General features: G+C 58.6%; 16 protein-coding genes. 9 read left to right on the top strand and 7 right to left on the bottom strand.

Translation table 11 applies throughout. The annotated features are described in order from the left end of the window. Positions 1–27 precede the first annotated feature (27 nt). Positions 28–1,191 carry an N-acetyltransferase gene (locus tag FY550_RS15850; protein ID WP_070979879.1) on the bottom strand — a complete coding sequence of 388 codons (1,164 nt, stop codon included), beginning with the start codon at positions 1,189–1,191 and terminating at the stop codon, positions 28–30. A gap of 260 nt (positions 1,192–1,451) precedes the next feature. On the opposite strand from FY550_RS15850, the gene FY550_RS15845 reads away from it, so the two are divergent. Beyond that, positions 1,452–1,676: a hypothetical protein gene (locus tag FY550_RS15845; RefSeq protein ID WP_070979877.1), complete on the top strand. Its 225-nt coding sequence runs from the start codon at positions 1,452–1,454 to the stop codon at positions 1,674–1,676. A gap of 90 nt (positions 1,677–1,766) precedes the next feature. Here FY550_RS15845 and ppsR read toward each other — a convergent pair whose 3' ends face one another. Beyond that, positions 1,767–2,609, bottom strand: coding sequence for a posphoenolpyruvate synthetase regulatory kinase/phosphorylase PpsR (ppsR, locus tag FY550_RS15840; protein ID WP_276204993.1), 843 nt, complete (start codon positions 2,607–2,609; stop codon positions 1,767–1,769). A 393-nt stretch (positions 2,610–3,002) separates the two neighbouring features. On the opposite strand from ppsR, the gene ppsA reads away from it, so the two are divergent. Further along, positions 3,003–5,438 carry a phosphoenolpyruvate synthase gene (ppsA, locus tag FY550_RS15835; protein ID WP_070979875.1) on the top strand — a complete coding sequence of 812 codons (2,436 nt, stop codon included), beginning with the start codon at positions 3,003–3,005 and terminating at the stop codon, positions 5,436–5,438. A gap of 82 nt (positions 5,439–5,520) precedes the next feature. On the opposite strand, the gene FY550_RS15830 is transcribed toward ppsA, so the two are convergent. From FY550_RS15830 to FY550_RS15820, 3 genes are all read right to left on the bottom strand, one after another. Next, positions 5,521–5,988 (bottom strand): MarR family winged helix-turn-helix transcriptional regulator, encoded by a 468-nt coding sequence (locus FY550_RS15830; RefSeq protein WP_168201492.1) that lies wholly within the window; start codon positions 5,986–5,988, stop codon positions 5,521–5,523. Between the two features lie 207 nt (positions 5,989–6,195). After that, positions 6,196–7,002, bottom strand: coding sequence for an RsiV family protein (locus FY550_RS15825; protein ID WP_070979868.1), 807 nt, complete (start codon positions 7,000–7,002; stop codon positions 6,196–6,198). Positions 7,003–7,061: 59 nt separating this feature from the next. After that, positions 7,062–7,568, bottom strand: a complete 507-nt coding sequence (locus FY550_RS15820; RefSeq protein ID WP_070979867.1) for a C40 family peptidase — start codon at positions 7,566–7,568, stop codon at positions 7,062–7,064. Between the two features lie 264 nt (positions 7,569–7,832). Here FY550_RS15820 and FY550_RS15815 point away from each other — a divergent pair, with 264 nt between their 5' ends. Further along, positions 7,833–8,396 (top strand): ZapG family protein, encoded by a 564-nt coding sequence (locus FY550_RS15815; RefSeq protein WP_168201491.1) that lies wholly within the window; start codon positions 7,833–7,835, stop codon positions 8,394–8,396. Positions 8,397–8,474: 78 nt separating this feature from the next. Here the strand turns inward: FY550_RS15815 and FY550_RS15810 are convergent, their stop codons facing one another. Beyond that, positions 8,475–9,107 (bottom strand): OmpW/AlkL family protein, encoded by a 633-nt coding sequence (locus FY550_RS15810; RefSeq protein WP_070979860.1) that lies wholly within the window; start codon positions 9,105–9,107, stop codon positions 8,475–8,477. A gap of 224 nt (positions 9,108–9,331) precedes the next feature. On the opposite strand from FY550_RS15810, the gene FY550_RS15805 reads away from it, so the two are divergent. From FY550_RS15805 to FY550_RS15780, 6 genes are all read left to right on the top strand, one after another. Then, positions 9,332–10,432 (top strand): M42 family metallopeptidase, encoded by a 1,101-nt coding sequence (locus FY550_RS15805; protein WP_070979857.1) that lies wholly within the window; start codon positions 9,332–9,334, stop codon positions 10,430–10,432. A gap of 304 nt (positions 10,433–10,736) precedes the next feature. Further along, entirely contained in the window at positions 10,737–12,119 is a 1,383-nt protein-coding gene (locus FY550_RS15800) for a glutamate decarboxylase (protein WP_070979855.1), read from the top strand. A 149-nt stretch (positions 12,120–12,268) separates the two neighbouring features. Then, the gene (locus tag FY550_RS15795; protein WP_199287821.1) at positions 12,269–13,993 is read left to right on the top strand and encodes an aspartate:alanine exchanger family transporter; all 1,725 of its coding nucleotides are present in this window, start codon (positions 12,269–12,271) and stop codon (positions 13,991–13,993) included. Between the two features lie 174 nt (positions 13,994–14,167). Then, positions 14,168–14,704: a lactoylglutathione lyase gene (gene gloA, locus FY550_RS15790; protein WP_070979850.1), complete on the top strand. Its 537-nt coding sequence runs from the start codon at positions 14,168–14,170 to the stop codon at positions 14,702–14,704. Positions 14,705–14,767: 63 nt separating this feature from the next. Next, on the top strand, positions 14,768–16,240 hold the full coding sequence (alkA, locus tag FY550_RS15785; protein WP_070979848.1) for a DNA-3-methyladenine glycosylase 2: 1,473 nt from the start codon (positions 14,768–14,770) through the stop codon (positions 16,238–16,240). Beyond that, on the top strand, positions 16,237–16,803 hold the full coding sequence (locus FY550_RS15780; protein WP_070979846.1) for a methylated-DNA--[protein]-cysteine S-methyltransferase: 567 nt from the start codon (positions 16,237–16,239) through the stop codon (positions 16,801–16,803). Before alkA ends, FY550_RS15780 begins: the two co-directional genes overlap by 4 nt. Here FY550_RS15780 and FY550_RS15775 read toward each other — a convergent pair. Beyond that, positions 16,755–18,149, bottom strand: coding sequence for a mechanosensitive ion channel family protein (locus tag FY550_RS15775; protein ID WP_084388191.1), 1,395 nt, complete (start codon positions 18,147–18,149; stop codon positions 16,755–16,757). The two genes, FY550_RS15780 and FY550_RS15775, sit on opposite strands and share 49 nt — an antisense overlap. Positions 18,150–18,290: the final 141 nt, after the last annotated feature.

The raw sequence follows: 18,290 nt of genomic DNA, 5'->3' as shown, positions 1-18,290 counted from the left end.
GCATGGGCGCCACGATGGGCCAGGGGTTCAATCGGTCATGGTGCGCTCATGGATGCGATAGACCCGGTTGAGTCGGCTTTCGATTGCTCGGGCAATGGACACCATTCCCTGGTTGTCTTCGAGGATCCAGCCAATCTCGGCGCGGGAGGCACCGAAGTGCTCAACAGAGGCCCGCCGGGTATATTCGATCATCATGAAGGCGATCTGAGAGGCCAGCCGCGATGCCTGCAGCTCGCGTTTGACGCCCATCAGCGGGACGCGCACGGTGTTGACTGCCGGGCGTCCGGAGAGCCCCCCATTGAGCCGCCACAGCAGCTTGAGAAAACCGAACGGAAAAAGACGGCCATCAAGATCCTGCTGCAGTTCGTTCAGATTCGGCAGGGTCAGCATGAAGGCGACCGGCTCGCCGTCGAACTCCGCGACGTAGATCAGTTCCGGAAAAACGATCGGTTTGAGTTTCTTGCCCGCGTAGGCAATTTCCGCATCGGTCAGCGGTACGAAGCCCCAGTTATCGGACCACGCATCGTTGAGCAGCGACAGAATCAGGGTAGCTTCTTCATCAAAACGCTTCTTGTCGATCTGGCGTATGCGGATGCGTGTGTTGCGTTCACCGGAGTCGACAATGCGCTGAATCAGGGGCGGAAAGGGCTTCGAGATATCCAGTTCATAGGTGTTCAGATCCTTGACGCCCCGATACCCGGCCTGTTCGATCCACTGCTGATAAATCGCCTTGTGATGCCCCATCATTACTGTGGGCGACTGCTCATGGCCCTGTACCAGCAGGCCGGGCTCATCCCAGATCGAGATCGAGATCGGGCCGATCGCCCGGGTAACGCCTCGCGCTTGCAGCCACTGCTCGGCATGGGCAATCAGGGCGGCGGCCACCGTTTCATCGATCGCCTCGAACATCCCCCAATGACCGGTATCCTGGCCGCCTCCCTGGGATTCGGGCATTTCGCTCCAGAGCCGGTCGATCTGAGCCGAGATACGCCCTACATCGACGCCATCACGCATGGCGATGAAAAATCCGGCGGTGCCATGACCGAACCAGGGATTCTTGTGTTCGCTGATCAGCCCCATCATTTCGTCCCGGAGCGGGGGGATCCAGGCAGGGTCATCCCTGTTGAGCCTGAACTGTATATCGACGAAGCGTCTCTTCTCGGCCTTGCTTCGTACTTCGATGATTTCCATGGAGCGTACTCTTCCGGGTGATAGTCGCGTAAAGCCCGTAAGGCTTTATCCAGCATGTCTGCGGTTGCCGCTTTTTCGGCCGGTTCGTCAGTATACGGGTCCCGAGGCCAATAGTGGTTGGTGCAATACTACAGAAGTCACGATCCCGATCCGGGAACGTCATCAAAGCGACATGACCTGGAGGCATCCTGTGGCTGACAGCACGGATTCTCGAGCCGAAAGCAGGCTCGCCGTGGCCTATCGCTCAGGAGGGGTTCGACATGATGGAACTGACAGCGCAGGAACTCGAACGTCTGGATCGCAAGGGCATTCATCCGGTCAGTCGGCAGGGAGAAGAGTGCCTGGTCGAGATCCATGGCCGCACCATCCGCTGTGCCTGGCGGGACATTCGACGGATTGCCGCGCCTTCCCTGAAAGAGCGGCTATGCGCCCAGCTGCCCTTGCCAGGGCGGGGCGTCAGCGCTCGGGAGCGGCAGTCAGTCTGAGGCTTGCGCATGATGGACAGGCTGATGGGTGCGTTATCCGGGGTCCGGAATGGAAAGCGAACCCGGGGACTTCTGTGAGGGTTGCTTCCCTCAGAAGATCCGCCGGTCGATGCCCATCATGTCGATCAGCCGGGTGGCAATCTCCTCGACCGAATAGTTGGTCGTATCCAGCCATGGAATGCGATAGCGCTGAAACAGCTGTTCGACCTCACCGAGCTCCAGCCGACACTGCCTGAGGGAGGCGTAACTGCTGCCGCTGCGCCGCTCGTTGCGAATCCGTGAAAGACGCTCGGGACTGATGGTCAGCCCGAACAGCCGCTGGCGATACGGTTGCAGCCCCGGGGGCAGGTCCAGAGACGCCATGTCATCGGCAATAAATGGATAGTTGGCGACTCGCAGTCCGAACTGCATGGCGAGATAGAGACTGGCAGGCGTCTTGCCGCAACGGGAAACGCCCAGAAGAATGACCTGCGCCTCGTCGAGCTGACGCATCGACAGACCATCATCGTGTGCCAGCGCATACTCTACCGCGGCAATCCGGGCATCATAGCGAGCCAGGTTCTGATGGGTCAGACCATGGGTGCGATGCAGGGTGGCCTGGGGTGTCATGTCGAGCTCTTCGCTCAAGGGCGTAATCAGTGACTCGATAACGTCATGACAGAAGCCGCGACTGGCCAGGATGATGTGCTTGATCTCTTCGGAAACGATCGAATGAAAGACGATGGGTCGTTCCCCGGTGCTGTCAAACAGGGCATCGATCTGGGCTCGAATCTCTTCGGCACGTTCGCGGCTCTCCACGAAGGGATAGGTCTTCTGGACAAATTCGATGGGAAACTGCGAGAGCACCGCGTGCCCAAGCACTTCCATGGTGATGGCCGTACCATCCGAGATGTAAAAGACATTCTTCTGCCCGATCTGCTCGCTTCCCACCACCACTTCCTCCTGTTTTCAATGAGACCGATCCGTCTGCACGGCTGTGCAAGGCGATTTTGCCATGTCCGGATAGTCGCAATTGCTCGGTATTCTGTCGATGATGACGCGTTTTTTTACCCGTCATGTAGTGGAATATTTTTCTGCTGATGGTCCCGCCAAAAGTGATGCATGGAAATTGAAGTCTAATTAAATGTAGTAGTATTTCAAAAACTTATTAGCCTTCAAAAGCGCGAATCAGACTATTGTAGTGGGTTAAAAAAGGATAGCCTTCATTAAACCAAAGGGCACGTTTAATACCTGAAATAATCGCCATTAAAGGCGTGGTGCCTGTAAAAAAACGACGACACCGATTCGAATGTGGCTGTCGAGAGAGCCTGTCGAGAGAGAGACGCCATGACAACTCGTAAAGTTAACGACAAGGATGTGGTCTGGTACCACGAAGTAGGCATGAATGACGTCGATCGGGTAGGCGGCAAGAATGCATCGCTGGGTGAGATGATTGCCAACCTGACGGATGTGGGGGTGCGTGTACCGGGCGGTTTTGCCACCACTGCAGCGGCCTGGCGTCGTTTCCTCGAACAGAGTGGTGTGGATCAGCGCATCCATGCCCTGCTTGATGAGACTGACATCGAGGATACCCGGGCACTGGCCGATGCCGGGGCACGCATTCGTCAGTGGATCATTGATACGCCCTTCCCGGCGGAACTCGATGCTGCCATCGCTGAAGCCTACAAGCAGCTGGCGGCGGATAATCCCGGTGCCTCATTTGCAGTGCGGTCCTCGGCCACGGCCGAAGACATGCCCGAGGCATCCTTCGCTGGTCAGCAGGAAACCTTCCTCAATGTCGAAGGGCTCGAGGCCATCCGGTTGGCGATCAAGCATGTGTTTGCTTCGCTGTTCAATGATCGCGCCATCTCCTATCGAGTGCATCAGGGCTTCGACCACAAGGAAGTCTCACTCTCTGCCGGGGTGCAGCGCATGGTGCGTTCCGACCAGGCAAGCTCCGGTGTCATGTTTACCATCGATACCGAGTCCGGTTTCGATCAGGTGGTGTTCGTGACCGCCGCCTGGGGGCTGGGCGAGATGGTGGTACAGGGCGCGGTCAATCCGGATGAGTTCTATGTTCACAAGCCGACGCTGGCCGCCGAGCGCCCTGCTGTGGTGCGACGCTGCCTGGGCTCCAAGGCCGAGCGGATGGTATATGCCGAGGAGCGCGAGCACGGCAAGCAGGTACGCATCGAACCGGTGCCCGAAGCGCAACGCCAGCGCTTTTGCCTGAATGATACGGAGATCGAGTCGCTGGCTCATCAGGCTGTGCTGATCGAGCAGCACTACGGCCGGCCGATGGATGTCGAGTGGGCGAAGGACGGCTACAGCGGTGAGCTCTTCATCGTTCAGGCGCGCCCGGAAACGGTACGTTCGCGCCAGCAGGTGATGGAGCGTTACCAGCTTGGCGAGCGTGGTCCGGTGCTCGCCGAGGGGCGCGCCATCGGTCAGCGTATCGGGGCAGGTGCGGTGAAGATCATCGATGACATCAGCGAAATGCATCGCGTCGAGCGGGGCGATGTGCTGGTCACCGACATGACCGACCCGGACTGGGAGCCGATCATGAAACGGGCCTCGGCGATCGTCACCAATCGCGGCGGCCGTACCTGCCATGCAGCCATCATTGCCCGCGAGCTGGGCATTCCGGCGGTGGTCGGCTGTGGTGATGCCACCGCACGGCTGGCGAATACCGATCGAGTGACCGTGTCCTGTGCCGAGGGCGATACCGGCTATATCTACGAGGGTGAACTCGAATTCGAGGTGAAGAGCGCTGCCATCGATGATCTGCCCGAACTGCCGCTGAAGCTGATGATGAACGTTGGCAATCCGGATCGTGCCTTCGATTTTGCTTCCCTGCCCAATGAGGGCGTGGGACTGGCGCGGCTGGAGTTCATTATCAACCGCATGATTGGCATCCATCCGAAGGCACTGCTGGAATTCGAGCAGCAGACGCCTGAATTGCAGGCCGAGATCCGCCATCGCATCGCCGGCTATGATGATCCGGTAGAGTTCTATGTGGCCCGATTGACCGAGGGCATGGCGACGCTGGCGGCAGCGTTCTGGCCGCAGCGGGTGATTGTGCGCCTTTCCGACTTCAAGACCAACGAGTACGCCAATCTGGTCGGCGGCGAGCAGTACGAACCTCATGAAGAGAACCCGATGCTGGGCTTCCGTGGTGCCGGGCGCTATGTCTCACCGGCGTTCCGTGAAGCCTTCGCACTCGAGTGTCAGGCGGTCAGGCGTGTGCGGGATACCATGGGGCTGACCAATGTCGAAATCATGATTCCGTTCGTGCGCACCCTTGAGGATGCGCGCGGCGTTATCGATGTGCTCGCCGAACAGGGGCTGAAACGCGGTGAGAACGGCCTGAAGGTCATCATGATGTGTGAGCTGCCTTCCAATGCATTGCTGGCCGATCAGTTCCTTGAGTATTTCGATGGTTTTTCGATCGGTTCCAACGACATGACCCAGCTGACCCTCGGGCTGGATCGCGATTCGGGCACTGTCTCCGAGCAGTTTGATGAACGTAATGAAGCGGTAAAGGCACTACTGACCATGGCGATTGCCGCTGCGAAACGACAGGGCAAGTATGTCGGCATCTGCGGCCAGGGCCCATCGGATTATCCCGACTTCGCGGCCTGGCTGATGGAACAGGGGATCGACAGCCTTTCGCTCAATCCCGATACCGTATTGCCGACCTGGCTGTCGCTCGGAGAGCAGGTCGCAGCCTCGAACCGTGCGCCCGCCAGTGGCTCTGCGACGGGGCCGGCGCTGGCCCGGTAATACCGGTGCCTGCGAGCCAGCTGATGAAGGATGGCCCACATCTCTCACTGGTGTGGGCCATATTGCGTGATGATAGCTGCACTCAACTGCGAGAGCGGCTGAAATGCTCGGCGACACGCTGCTCGATGGTGTTGTTGAGGCGCTCGAGTAGCCTGGCCAGCTCGGCGCGGGAGGGCTCATCCCAGTCGGCAAACAGCTCCCGGGCGCTCTCACGGCGGAGCTTGCGCATCTGATCAAGCTGTTGGCGACCATGGTCGGTGAGATACAAAAGCCCACCGCGACGATCGTGAGGATCGGGGGTGCGGGTAATCAGTTCGTGGCGCAGCATGACGTTGATCTGTCGTGTGACCGTCGAACTGTCCAGCCCCAACTGCTCGGCCAGTGTTCCGGAAGACTGCGGCTCTTGCTCCTCGAGCATGAGCAGGAGCAGATAGTGGGCTCGTTCCAGCGGGTAGTTGCGGCGTCTCTGATTGGCCTCCAGTCGCCGTACCAGAAAGGCGATCTGACGCTCCAGAGCGAGAATGGCAGGTGTTTCATGGGTGTCGGACATAACAGCTCCCTGACGGGACAATGCTGCAGAACATGAGGCATTGTCTCTGTATGGCGACACTTTGAGCAAGGTGTGTATGCCTGGAAACATGGCTCATGCCTCTTTATTTCAGAGGTTCCGCCTTGCCAGCTCCGGGGCACCTGGCCTTGTTCGGGGGAATACTTGCAGCGCTCCTTTCAATAAACGTGCGCTCTGGTGTCGAGCGGCTCAGTGGCTGTCCCGAGGCAGGTAGCGTGGTTTGAAGATGCCCTTCAGATCACTGTAGGGAATGTGCAATTCGGGCTGGCCAACGGCATAGGGTGCGATGGCATAGGGCTGATATTTCACCACGACATCGTCCTCCATCAGTGCAACGTTGTCGCTGGAGGTGAAGGGCCAGTCTTCGGGGTCGAGCGGTTGATCGAGGCGCTTCAGCCAGCGCTGATGGGCTGCCTTCAGAACACGATCGAAGGCGTCGCGCCGACCTTTCACCAGCATGTCATTCAGCGTGACGGTTCGCTGGGTGCGGGTATCAATGACCATATAGGCGGTGGTCGGCATACCATGAGCGCCGCCGCGAAATACATAATCGTCGAGTCGGACTACCACCAGATGGTCGTGGTCGGCAATGATGCCGGCCTCGAAGCGTGCCTCGTAGGGCGCCGTTTGCGGATGATGGTCATGCTCCTGGGCAGCCTGAGCGAAGAATCGATCGCTGAACGCCTGGAGGGAAGCAGGGGCTTCGTCGGCGTTCTCGTTGAAATCACTGGCCAGTACCAGCTGACGATGCTCAAGCTGACGGGTCAGCCCGGGCGCATTATCAAAGCGCAGGGAGTCAACGGTGATGGTCGCGCAATGGGTATGACAGTCCGGCTGGATGATACGCCGATTGAGATGGACCGGTTTCAGCAGGAATTGGCTGGTGATCTGATGTGCGCTGGTGGCGGGCTTGTCATCATGATGACCGCAGCCGCCAAGGCTCAGTGCCAGAAAGCAGGCCAGTGACAGCCTCAGGCAGGGTTGATGCATCGACATGGCATGCCTTCCGAGTGGCAGGAGTAACAGCCTTATTCTGACAGCTGAAGCTGCCCGGGTCATGGTGCCGGGCCGGCGGTACCCCGATAGTGCTCTCGCCAATAGCGTTTGGTGATGTTGGAGACGCGGACTGTTCGACCGCTTCCCGGGGCGTGAATCATGCGGTTATCACCGATATAGACCCCGACATGACTGACGCTGCCCGAGCCGAAGAAGAGCAGGTCGCCGGGGCGCGCGACATCCCGGTGGGGTAAGCGATCAAACTGCTGCTGTGAGGTGCGAGGGATCGAAATGCCGGCGGCAGCGTAACTGATCTGCGTCAGACCGCTGCAATCCATGCCTCTGGCAGTGTTGCCGCCATAACGATAGGGTGTGCCCAGTGCCTCTTTGGCCCGATTGATGATCAGCACCCGGTCGATCGAGAGATCCTGTTCGGCGCCGGAGGTATCCCGGACATCCAGTGGCGGGTTACCGGCGCAGCCGGCCAGCAGTACCAGGATCATGGTCATCAGCAGCCGGTATAGCCGGTGATAACCGCTAGCGGTATCGGTAGCGAGGACAGCCATCCAGGGCTCTCTTGTCTGTCTGAAGTAAGCGCGCGTGACGCTCATCAAGCGCCAATTTCGATCCCGGGGTCAAGCCTTGCAGGATATCGAAACGTGGCTGCCTGCAACTACGACGTTCGTCGCAGGCCGGGTTGAAAAGTCTGACATGGCCTCCAGGGCCATGGTTTGCTGTGACAGGATGGGTTCCGGGGTCATGGCAACATGACCGGGCAGCTCGGAGCACGATGCCTGCATATTCAATCAATACAACAGGGAGTACTCGGCATGGACAGTATCGGTACCGGTGAATGGATTGCCATTGTCGTGGTGGGTTGCATCATCGGGTTACTGCTTGGCTACTGGCTAGGGTCGCTGACGGGTCGGCAAAATGCTCGTGATGTGCAGTCATCCCGCAAGGAGCAGGATGCCTACCGGGCCGAGGTACGCGAGCACTTCCAGGAAATCTCGACCATCATGACCCGTATGGCAGGCGATTATCGCGAGATGTATCAGCACGTGGCGCACCATGCCGAGCAACTGGCGGATGTGCATCCCGAGCATCTGATTGATCTGCCGCCGGCGCCGGAGACGATTACTGATCAGCGCACTGCGAGCGAAAAGGCCGAGCATGGTTCGGCGAAATCGGCGGGTACCCGGGAGAGCAACGTTCCCGGGACAACTCCCGAGCGTGAAAAACACGGTGCGGATGCCGAGAGGCAGACAAAAGAGAAAGAGGAAGCAGAGGCCACCATCCCGGGCGATGATGCTGCCCGCAACCGGGAAGCGGCCGCGCGCAGTGCCGCCTCCGCTTCAACAAATGGTGATCAGCGCAGCGAGGACCGACGCTGATTCCGGTTCTTTCATGATGGTGCTCCGGGAGACTGAGCTCCCGGAGCGGCTATCATTTGCGCCTGAATTCGACAGCGCTCAGAAGCGATAGCTGACCCCGCCCATGACCACGACCGGATCAATGTGCACCTTGGTGTCATAGGACTGATCGCCCACGGTCGCTGTGGTATCGGAATCGATATCGAGATACCAGGCAGCCGCATTGAGTGCCCAGTGTTCGCTTACCAGCAGGTCGACCCCGATCTGGCCGGCCCAGCCCCAGGAGTCATCCATGTCGAGCTTGCCGCCGTCGAGCTTTTCGTCGGAGAAGTGGGTGTAGTTGACCCCGGCGCCGACGTAGGGCTGTACCCGGGCATCGGTTCCGCCGAGCGGGTAGTACTGCAGGGTCAATGTGGGCGGCAGATGCTTGGTGGAGCCGGCTTCGTTGCCGTCGAGATTGATGTCATGCTTGAAGCGCTGGGCGGCCAGCAGTTCCACACCCCACTTGTCGAGGAAGCGGTAGCCCAGGGTGAAGGCAAAGCCGGAGTCGTCATCAACATCGATCTTGTCGACCCCGATGGCATCGATATCGCCGTTATCGCTTTTCGGCGACACCTTGGCGACCCCCAGCCGGGTGTAGAAATCGCCCTGACCATAGGCCAGTGCAGGTGTTGCCATGACACTCCCTGCCAGAGCCAGAGCGGCAGCCGACAATAGGGTAATGGTACGCATGATACTTGAACTCCCCTGAAATGATCCCTTGTTGTATCTATCTCAGGCGCCTTGAGATAGGTACAGACTATGCCTGCGATAGTCGTCTGTCGCGGGACAGGTTGTCGCACTCTCGCAGGTATCGACCTGGGGGTCGGGCATGACGGAGGGAATTGGTTATCATGCTATAGAGAGGGGGCCGACGCTGTCGGACCCGAGTATTTTCCATCAGGACAATCATCATCATGAGTGCCGAAAACGGTCTGCTGAGTACCGATGCCATGGCGTTTCTCGAACGCTATCTGAATAACGCGGCTCCCACTGGCTACGAGTGGGAGGGTCAGAAACTGTGGATGGAGTATCTCCGCCCCTGGGTGGATGAATTCTTCACCGATACCTATGGCACGGCGGTTGGTGTGATCAACCCTGAAGCGACCTACAAGGTAGTGATTGAAGGCCACGCCGACGAGATCTCCTGGTACGTCAACCACATCACCGATGAAGGTATGATCTACGTGATCCGTAACGGTGGCAGCGATCACCAGATCGCACCTTCCAAGCGGGTCAATGTACACACGAAAAACGGCGTGGTGCCCGGGGTCTTCGGTTGGCCGGCGATTCATACCCGGCGTGGCGGCCAGGGCGAGGAGCAGGCGCCCAAACCGGACAACATCTTCGTGGATGTCGGCTGCAGCTCGAAGGATGACGTTGAAGCGCTCGGCGTCCATGTCGGCTGCGTGATCACCTATCCCGATGAGTTTACCGTGCTCAATGGCGACAAGTTTGTCTGCCGGGCGATCGACAACCGCATCGGTGGTTTCATGATCGCTGAAGTGGCCAGGTTGCTGAAGGAACGTGGTCAGACGCTTGACTTCGGTCTGTACATCGTCAATGCCGTACAGGAAGAGGTGGGGCTGCGTGGGGCACAGATGATCGCCGAGCGCATTCAGCCCAACGTGGCAATCGTTACTGATGTCTGTCACGACACCAGTACGCCGATGATCGACCCCAAAACCCAGGGCGCCAACAGGATCGGTGCCGGCCCGGTGATCGCCTATGCACCAGCGATCCAGAATCGGCTGCGCGAACGCATCATCGAGACCGCCGAGCACCAGCAGATTCCGTTCCAGCGCCTGCCGCGTTCACGCGCCACCGGCACCGATACTGATTCGTTTGCCTACAGCAATTCGGGCGTGGCATCAGCGCTGATCTCGCTGCCACTGCGCTACATGCACACCACGGTAGAAATGGTGCAGCGTAGCGATGTCGAGCAGGTCATCGAGCTGATCTATCACACGCTACTCAATATCCGCAGCGGCGAGACCTTCAGCTATTTCGAGGAGTGAGTGCCACCATGATTCGGTATCACGTCTGCCGTGATACCGGCCACTGACAAGCGGGCCCGATCGGGCCCGTTTTTTTATGCTCTCGTTTAGTGCATGTCGAGTTGAAGTGCCTGCCGTGTCATCAGTGATCTGACGCTGATTTGACACAATCAATATTACTCACTCTTCCAGAAAAGAATCGGATGTAACGCAACAGTAATTTCGATTATCCGAAAATCCCGAGATTGGAAAGATCAAAAGGTTCTGATAGGAATATAAGTGCTTGCTTGTTTTTTTTGAGTGATTTTATATCCGAGGAAATAATATGCCCATTCACCATATTGATTCAGGCGATCAAACAACCATTCGCGATATCTACACGACCGATGCCTCAGAAGCCAGCCTGCCCAGGTTTCGCATGCCACAAGGTCGTACGGAGCCTCATGCCGCTTATTCACTGGTGCGCGATGAGCTGTTACTGGATGGTAATGCGCGCCAGAATCTTGCCACCTTTTGTACTACCTGGATTGAAGACGAAGTCAGGCAGCTGATGACGGACGCTGTCGATAAGAACATGATCGACAAGGATGAATATCCCCAGACAGCAGAAATCGAGAATCGCTGCGTTCATATTCTGGCCGATCTTTGGCATGCCCGGAAATCGTGGGACACCGTGGGTTGTTCAACCACCGGTTCCAGCGAGGCTGCCATGTTGGGCGGGCTGGCACTCAAGTGGAAATGGCGTGAAAAACGTGCTGCCGAAGGAAAGGATACAAGCAAGCCCAATATCGTGACAGGCCCGGTGCAAATTTGCTGGAAGAAATTTGCAAGGTATTTTGACGTCGAAATCAGGGAAGTTCCGCTCGAAGGAGAAGCGTTAGGATTACAACCAGAAGATCTTCGAAAATATTGTGACGAGAATACGATAGGGGTTATTGCCACCCTTGGCGTCACATTTACGGGTATCTATGAGCCTGTCGAGGCACTGGCGCGAGAGCTTGACGCTATCGAGCGTGATCTGGGGCTTGATATTCCCATTCACGTTGATGCCGCCTCCGGTGGATTCGTGGCGCCTTTTATCCAGCGTGATCTCGTATGGGACTTTCGGATTGAACGTGTGCGTTCCATCAACGCATCCGGGCACAAGTATGGATTGGCGCCGCTCGGCGTGGGATGGGTGATCTGGGCATCAAAGCAGGATCTGCCTGAGGATCTGATCTTTTATGTCGACTATCTGGGCGGCAATATGCCGACATTTGCGCTTAATTTCTCACGTCCTGGCGGAGAGATCATAGCGCAATATTATAATTTCCTGCGCCTGGGACGTGATGGTTATACGGCTATACAGCAAGCCTGTGCCGATACTGCGCAATGGCTTGGTGACAAGCTGGCCGGAATGGGGCCGTTTGAAATGATCTATGACGGTCATGGCGGCCTTCCGGCGGTAGCTTACAAGCTGACCGACTCGGATCATGGCTTCACGCTTTATGATTTATCGGAAAGACTTCGCATGCGTGGTTGGCAGATCGCCTCCTATCCATTGCCTTCGAATCGGGAAGAAACAGTGGTTCAGCGCATTCTGATTCGCCATGGTGTAAGTCGGGATATGGCACATCTGCTTCTCGACGACATGAAGCGTGCCATCAGTCATCTATCACAAAACCCCATACCCAATTCGACAGCGAAGCCGGGATTCCATCATGGCTGAGATGACATTGTCGCGACCGCTTGTGCGTGCGTGGCTGTGTCCGATTCAACCCTGACTTTCCGGTTTTTGACCGGGATAGTACGCCCTCTGAAAGGGGGCGTGTCATCGGTTAAAGCTTCGATCGAGTCGCTTTTGCTGCGGAGAATGGAATGCGCGGTTTCTTTCAGTTATTAGATCATCAGCCTATAGCGTTTATTCTTTTGGCACTGACGCTGGGTACGCTGATAGGACGTTTCAGTTTCAAGGGTGTATCCCTGGGCTCTACGGCCGGCTCCCTGCTGGTCGGCGTTGTAATATCCATGACGGCTGAAGGCGTTTATGGAATCACTTACGCCATTCCGGGGATTCTATCGTCCTTCATGCTGTTACTTTTCATGTATGCGCTTGGTCTGAAAGTAGGCCCGCAATTCTTCTCGGGACTTCGAAAAGGGGGGCTTGCCTTTATCGGAGTCGGCGTCATCGTATGGGTATTGAACTGGGTTATTTGCTACTTTGGCGCAAAGTGGGTTGGACTTGCTCCCGGTTATGCAACAGGCCTGATTTCCGGTAGCTATACAATTACTGCCATTCTCGGTGTCGGCCAGAACGCGCTGGCAACCGGTGCTTATACCCCTCCTGCCGGTATGACCATCGAAGAAGTCGGTGCCAACATGGCGGCGGCCTATGCGATCAGCTACGTGTTGTCGAGTGTGGGTATTATTCTATTGATTCGTTATTTGCCGCGAATTTTTGGGCGAAACGCCAAAGCGGATGCGGCGCAGGCCGAGAAGGAATACAGCGGTGGTGCATCACATCCCGTGCCCGGAGCGCCCGGCGCACTGGTCATGGGATTCTCCCCCTATGATCTGCGCGCCTTTTGCGTGACTCACCAACAACTCATAGGCCGTAGCCTTGCGCAATTGGCCCGGGATTACCCTCAGGTGCCGATACTTCGTGTCGTGCGAGATCACAAGGTAATGGAATTGTCGGATGATCTGACGCTTGCGCCAAACGATATTGTGACGGTGCGGGCGAACGTGCACGAGTTGATTCTTGAAGAGGGAGAGTTGATCGGGCCGGAATCGGATGAAGCGCTTGCTCGACAGGTGCCTCTGGAAGTCGCAGATGTTCATGTGGGCTCCCACGCCGTTTCCGGAAAGACCTTTAAAGAGCTTGCCAGCCATGGCACGGGTGGCGTTGAAGTGCAGGCTCATTTTCGAGCCGGTAATGAGCTCCCCCTGGGTCATGACAGCGTGGTGCTGTTTGGCGATGTCTTGCGCTTGACGGGGCCTGGCAGTGCCATTGCAGCGGCAGCGAAAAAACTGGGAGGTCGTGCCATTCTGCCGACAATGAAGTCGGAAGTGCTGTATCTCGCTCTGGCCATGCTGGTGGGCTATCTGGTGGGGATCATCAGCATTACGGTTTCCGGTATCCCGTTTGCGCTTGGCACTTCGGCAGGTTGCATTCTTGCCGGGGTAGGCGTCAGTTATTTCCGAAGCCGTAATCCCGAGTTTGGCGGGCCGGTACATGAGGGGGCACGAAGTTTTCTTCAGGACTTCGGGTTGAATGCATTCGTCGCGGTCCTGTCGGCTAATGTCGGTCCAAAAGTCATCTCGGCACTGGGAGGTGACACCATGTTGTGGCTGGCATTGATAGGCATACTGGGCGCGCTTGTCCCGCCATTCATTGCCTTCTGGGCAGGTTTTAAATTCTTTGGTCTGAATTCGGTTATTGCGGATGGGGCTGCCACCGGGGGACGTAATAGTACCCCGGGGCTGAATGCCATTATTGAAGAGTCGGGGAGTTCCGTGGCCGCCATACCGTATCCGGTCAGTTACGCGCTGACGACGGTGCTGGCGTTGATTGGAGGGTACCTGTCGATGATCCTTTCCTGAGAAGTGCTTTATCAGTGCATGGTCATGCGCAGCATGAAGACCGAGCAGGTGCTCCCCCATGCCGGAAAACGCATCATCCAGTGATACCAGAACCAGGCAGGCGTACCCGGGGGCAGTCATCGGCCTTCGGATCGCCTACCCTTGCAGACTCGAGTTCCATGACAGGAGTCTGCAGTGTCGACCTTTACCGAAAATGCCCCCGGTGTAGCCGAACAGTCGCCCGAGGCCGCGGCTGGCTTCACCCTCAACCACTCCATGCTGCGAGTGAAGGATCCCGAACGCTCGCTTCATTTCTATACTCATGTGTTCGGCATGCGTCTGCTGCGCAAGCTCGACTTTCCCGAGATGCAGTTCACGCTCTACTTTCTCACCCGACTGTTGCCGGAAGACAGTGTGCCGGAGGACCCGGATGAGCGCACGGTATGGACCTTCAGCCAGCGCGGCCTGCTGGAGCTGACCCACAACTGGGGCACCGAGGACGATCCCGACTTCGCCTATCACAATGGTAACGATGCGCCCCAGGGCTTCGGTCATATCTGCTTCAGCGTACCCAACCTTGAGAGCGCCACCACCTGGTTTGAAGATATGGGCGTGGAGTTCGTCAAGCGCCCGGGCACGGGGAAGATGCCGAACATTGCCTTCGTGAAGGACCCGGATGGCTACTGGATCGAGATTGTGCAGCCCGATCTCACTGCCGGCCTGGGCCGCTGACATCGCCAACCACATGTCCGAATCCGGCGAGCACTGCGGGTAAGGTCGGCATACAGTAGCAGCATGAACCTCGATTTCGATATCTGTTACCAGGCCATGCTCTCGCGCGATCGCCGTTTCGACGGCTGGTTTCTGACCGGCGTGACCTCTACCGGCATCTACTGCCGGCCGATCTGCCGGGTACGTAAACCGCGGCGGGAGAACTGTCGCTTTTTCGCTGACAGTGCTGCTGCCGAACAGGCGGGGTTTCGGCCCTGTTTGCGCTGTCGTCCCGAGCGGGCGCCGGGACTGGCGATGACGGACATGTCGGCGCGGCTGGCCCAATCGGCGGCCGCGTTGATCGAGAGCGGCTTTCTCGATGATGCCTCGATTGCCGAGCTGGCCAGGCGCATTGGTGTCAGCGATCGCCACCTGCGACGGATCTTCGAAGCCCATTTCGGGGTGAGTATCGGTCGTTTCGTGCAGACCCGCCGATTGCTGCTGGCCAAACGGCTGCTGACCGAAACCCGGCTGCCGATGACCGAACTGTCACTGGCCGCGGGCTTCGGTAGTCAGCGACGCTTCAATGCCCTGTTTCGTCACAGTTATGGGCTGACGCCGAGCGCCCTGCGCCGGACCGGCAGTAGTGACGCCGGCGCGCCACTGTGTATCGAGCTTGCCTATCGGCCGCCGCTATGCTGGTCGGCGTTGTTATCCTTTCTGGCGCCGCGCGCCATCGAAGGGGTGGAGTGGATCGAAGGGGAGCACTATGCCCGCACGGTCGCGATCGAGCGTCGAGGGCAGTGGCATCATGGCTGGGTAAGGGTGAGCCATGTGCCAGAACGTCATGCGTTGAGTGTGACCCTGCCGGCGAGCCTGCACCCGGTGATCGCCGGGGTATTGTCACGCGTGCGTCGGTTGTTCGATCTGGATTGTTCACCGGAGATCATCGATGACCATCTGGGAGCACTGGCTGCTGCCCGGCCGGGTGTGCGGGTGCCGGGCGCCTTCGATGGTTTTGAAATGGCGGTGCGCGCGATCGCCGGCCAACAGATTCGCGTCACGCAGGCGCGGCGCATTCTATCGCGGCTGGTCGAGCAGTTCGGTGAGCCGGTGGCGGGCGCTCCAGCAGGCTTGCGTGTCGCCTTTCCGGAAGCCTCGCGGATCGCCGGGCTTGATCCGGAGGCGCTGATCGGACTGGGGCTGTTGCGTCAGCGGGCGGAGGCGATCATTGCGCTGTCGCGTGAAATCGTCGCTCAGCGACTGAGTCTGGCGCCGCTGATGGCGCCGGATGACGTATTGCCGGCGCTGCGTGCCATTCGGGGTATCGGGGAATGGACGGTGCAGTACATCGCCATGCGCTCGCTCGCCTGGCCCGATGCCTTTCCCCATGGCGATGCCGTGCTCAAGAAGCGGTTGGGGTTGACCAGTGCCAAAGCCCTTGAGCAGTACGCCGAGCGCTGGTCCCCCTGGCGTGCCTACGCCGCCATTCGGCTGTGGGAGGATGCGCCTCGATCCGGACCAGTATCACTAGCAGAGGAGGTCACCTCACCATGATGCATTACGCCTGCATGGAGAGCCCATTGGGTGAGATGGTGCTGCGTGCCGATGCGCACGATCAACTGACCGGTGTCTTCTTTGTCGGTCAGCGTCACTTTCCGACACTGACACAGTCGCCCGTATCGATCAGTGCCAGCCGGTCGCCGGTGCTCCGGCGAGCCGCCGAGCAGCTGACAGCCTTTTTCAATGGTGAACGTCGCGCGTTCGATCTGCCGCTGGCACCGCCCGGGACGGCATTTCAGCAGCGGGTCTGGGAGGCGTTACGGGCCATCCCACCAGGGACGGTGACTGCCTACGGTCTGCTGGCCGAACAGTTGTCGCTTTCACCGGGACATGCGCGTGCCGTGGGTGGCGCGGTGGGGCGTAATCCGCTATCGGTCATCGTGCCCTGTCACCGGGTGTTGGCGGGTTCAGGCAAGCTGGGGGGGTATGCCGGCGGTCTGGAGCGCAAGCGCGCCCTCCTCACTCTGGAGGGCGTCGAGCTGCCTGCCAGCCACCGGGCTGCCAGGCCTCAGGTACCCGGCGATGCGGTCGAACCACTGCGCTCAGGGATGTTGTAATTTCGTGCCTGCTCGGCCCCGGTGTGCGCGTTATCGGCTGCCTGGGCGCTGACACCGCCCTGCGGCGGCAGGTCGAGGCGCACTCGGGGCAGTGCATCGGGGTAGTGTTCGGCAATGAACCGGAGCAGTCCTTCGCGCATCTCGCAGCGCAGATCAAAGGTGTTGCCGCCGCCGGTGGCGCTCACCAGGACGCGCAGCTGCATGTTGCGCTCGGTCATCTCCAGCAGCTGCACCTTGCAGACCTTGCCATTCCATAGCGGCGAAGCCCGGGCGATGCGTTCGGCCTCCTGCTGTAGCGTATCGAGTGGCAGATAGTAATCAGCATAGAGCATGACGCTCCCGATCAGATCGCTGGTGCGCCGGGTCCAGTTCTCGAACGGATGATCGATGAAATAGTTGATCGGCAACACCAGACGACGCCAGTCCCACAGTCGCACCACCACATAGGTGAGGGTCAGTTCTTCCACCCAGCCCCATTCGCCTTCGACCACTACGGCATCATCGAGCTGAATCGGCTGGGTCAGGGCGATCTGGATACCGGCAATCAGATTACCGATCACCTTCTGCGCAGCGAACCCCAGCACCACGCCCAGAATGCCGGCCGAGGCCAGGATGCTGGCGCCCAGCTGTCTCACCTTGTCGAACACCATCAGCATCGAGGCCAGTGCCAGCAGGATAATAATGAAATTGATCAGCTTGCGCAGTACGGCAATCTGGGTATGCACCTTGCGCGCCAACAGATTGTCATCGACATCGATCCGGTAGCGCTCGCTCAGAAGGCGCTCGGTGACATTGACCCCATGAATCATCACCGCGGCGATGCTCGCAATCAGCAGCAGACTGGTGATGTTATGTAGTACGGCATCGATTCGCGTGGACGTAATGAACAGCGGGAACAGTGAAAATAACAGCAGCACCGGGGCCAGGGCGGCGATGCAACGCACCAGGAAGGGCGCCAGATAGCGCTCGAAACGGCTGTGTCGCTGCGTGGCCCAGCGATCCATCACCGCGATCAGCCGACGCGATACCCGGATGACCAGCCATACGCCAAGCAGGGCAGCAGCGGCATTGGCCAGCGTCATGATACCCGGATGCCATGCCACGGTATTGGGCACCAGGTACCAGAACGTGATCGCCAGTCCGTAAACCCAGAGACCTGTCACCAGCGGTGGATGAACGGCGATGGCGGCGACGTTGAGCGGATGAAAGCGGCTGCGTTCGAGTCGACGCAGGCGAATATGCAGATAGCCCAGAACGGCGTGAAGAGCCAGCGTCAGGGCGAGTACGCCGCCGGCCTGTGCCCAGGGGGGCAGATGGGTGAGCCAGGTCATCAGTATTTCGGGCATGACGTAACCTCGACAATCCATGAATGCCGTTGTAGCGGCAGGGACTGATCACAAGTGATGGCGAGGACACCCACTGTTGTCAACTTTGGTCGCAGTGGAGAGCACGACATGAGCCGCCCGATATGGGCGGCTCATGAGCAT

This window comes from Kushneria phosphatilytica (assembly GCF_008247605.1).
Classification (GTDB): domain Bacteria; phylum Pseudomonadota; class Gammaproteobacteria; order Pseudomonadales; family Halomonadaceae; genus Kushneria; species Kushneria phosphatilytica.
Note: the sequence above shows the minus strand (reverse complement) of the source record. Positions and strands in the feature narration are given on the sequence as shown.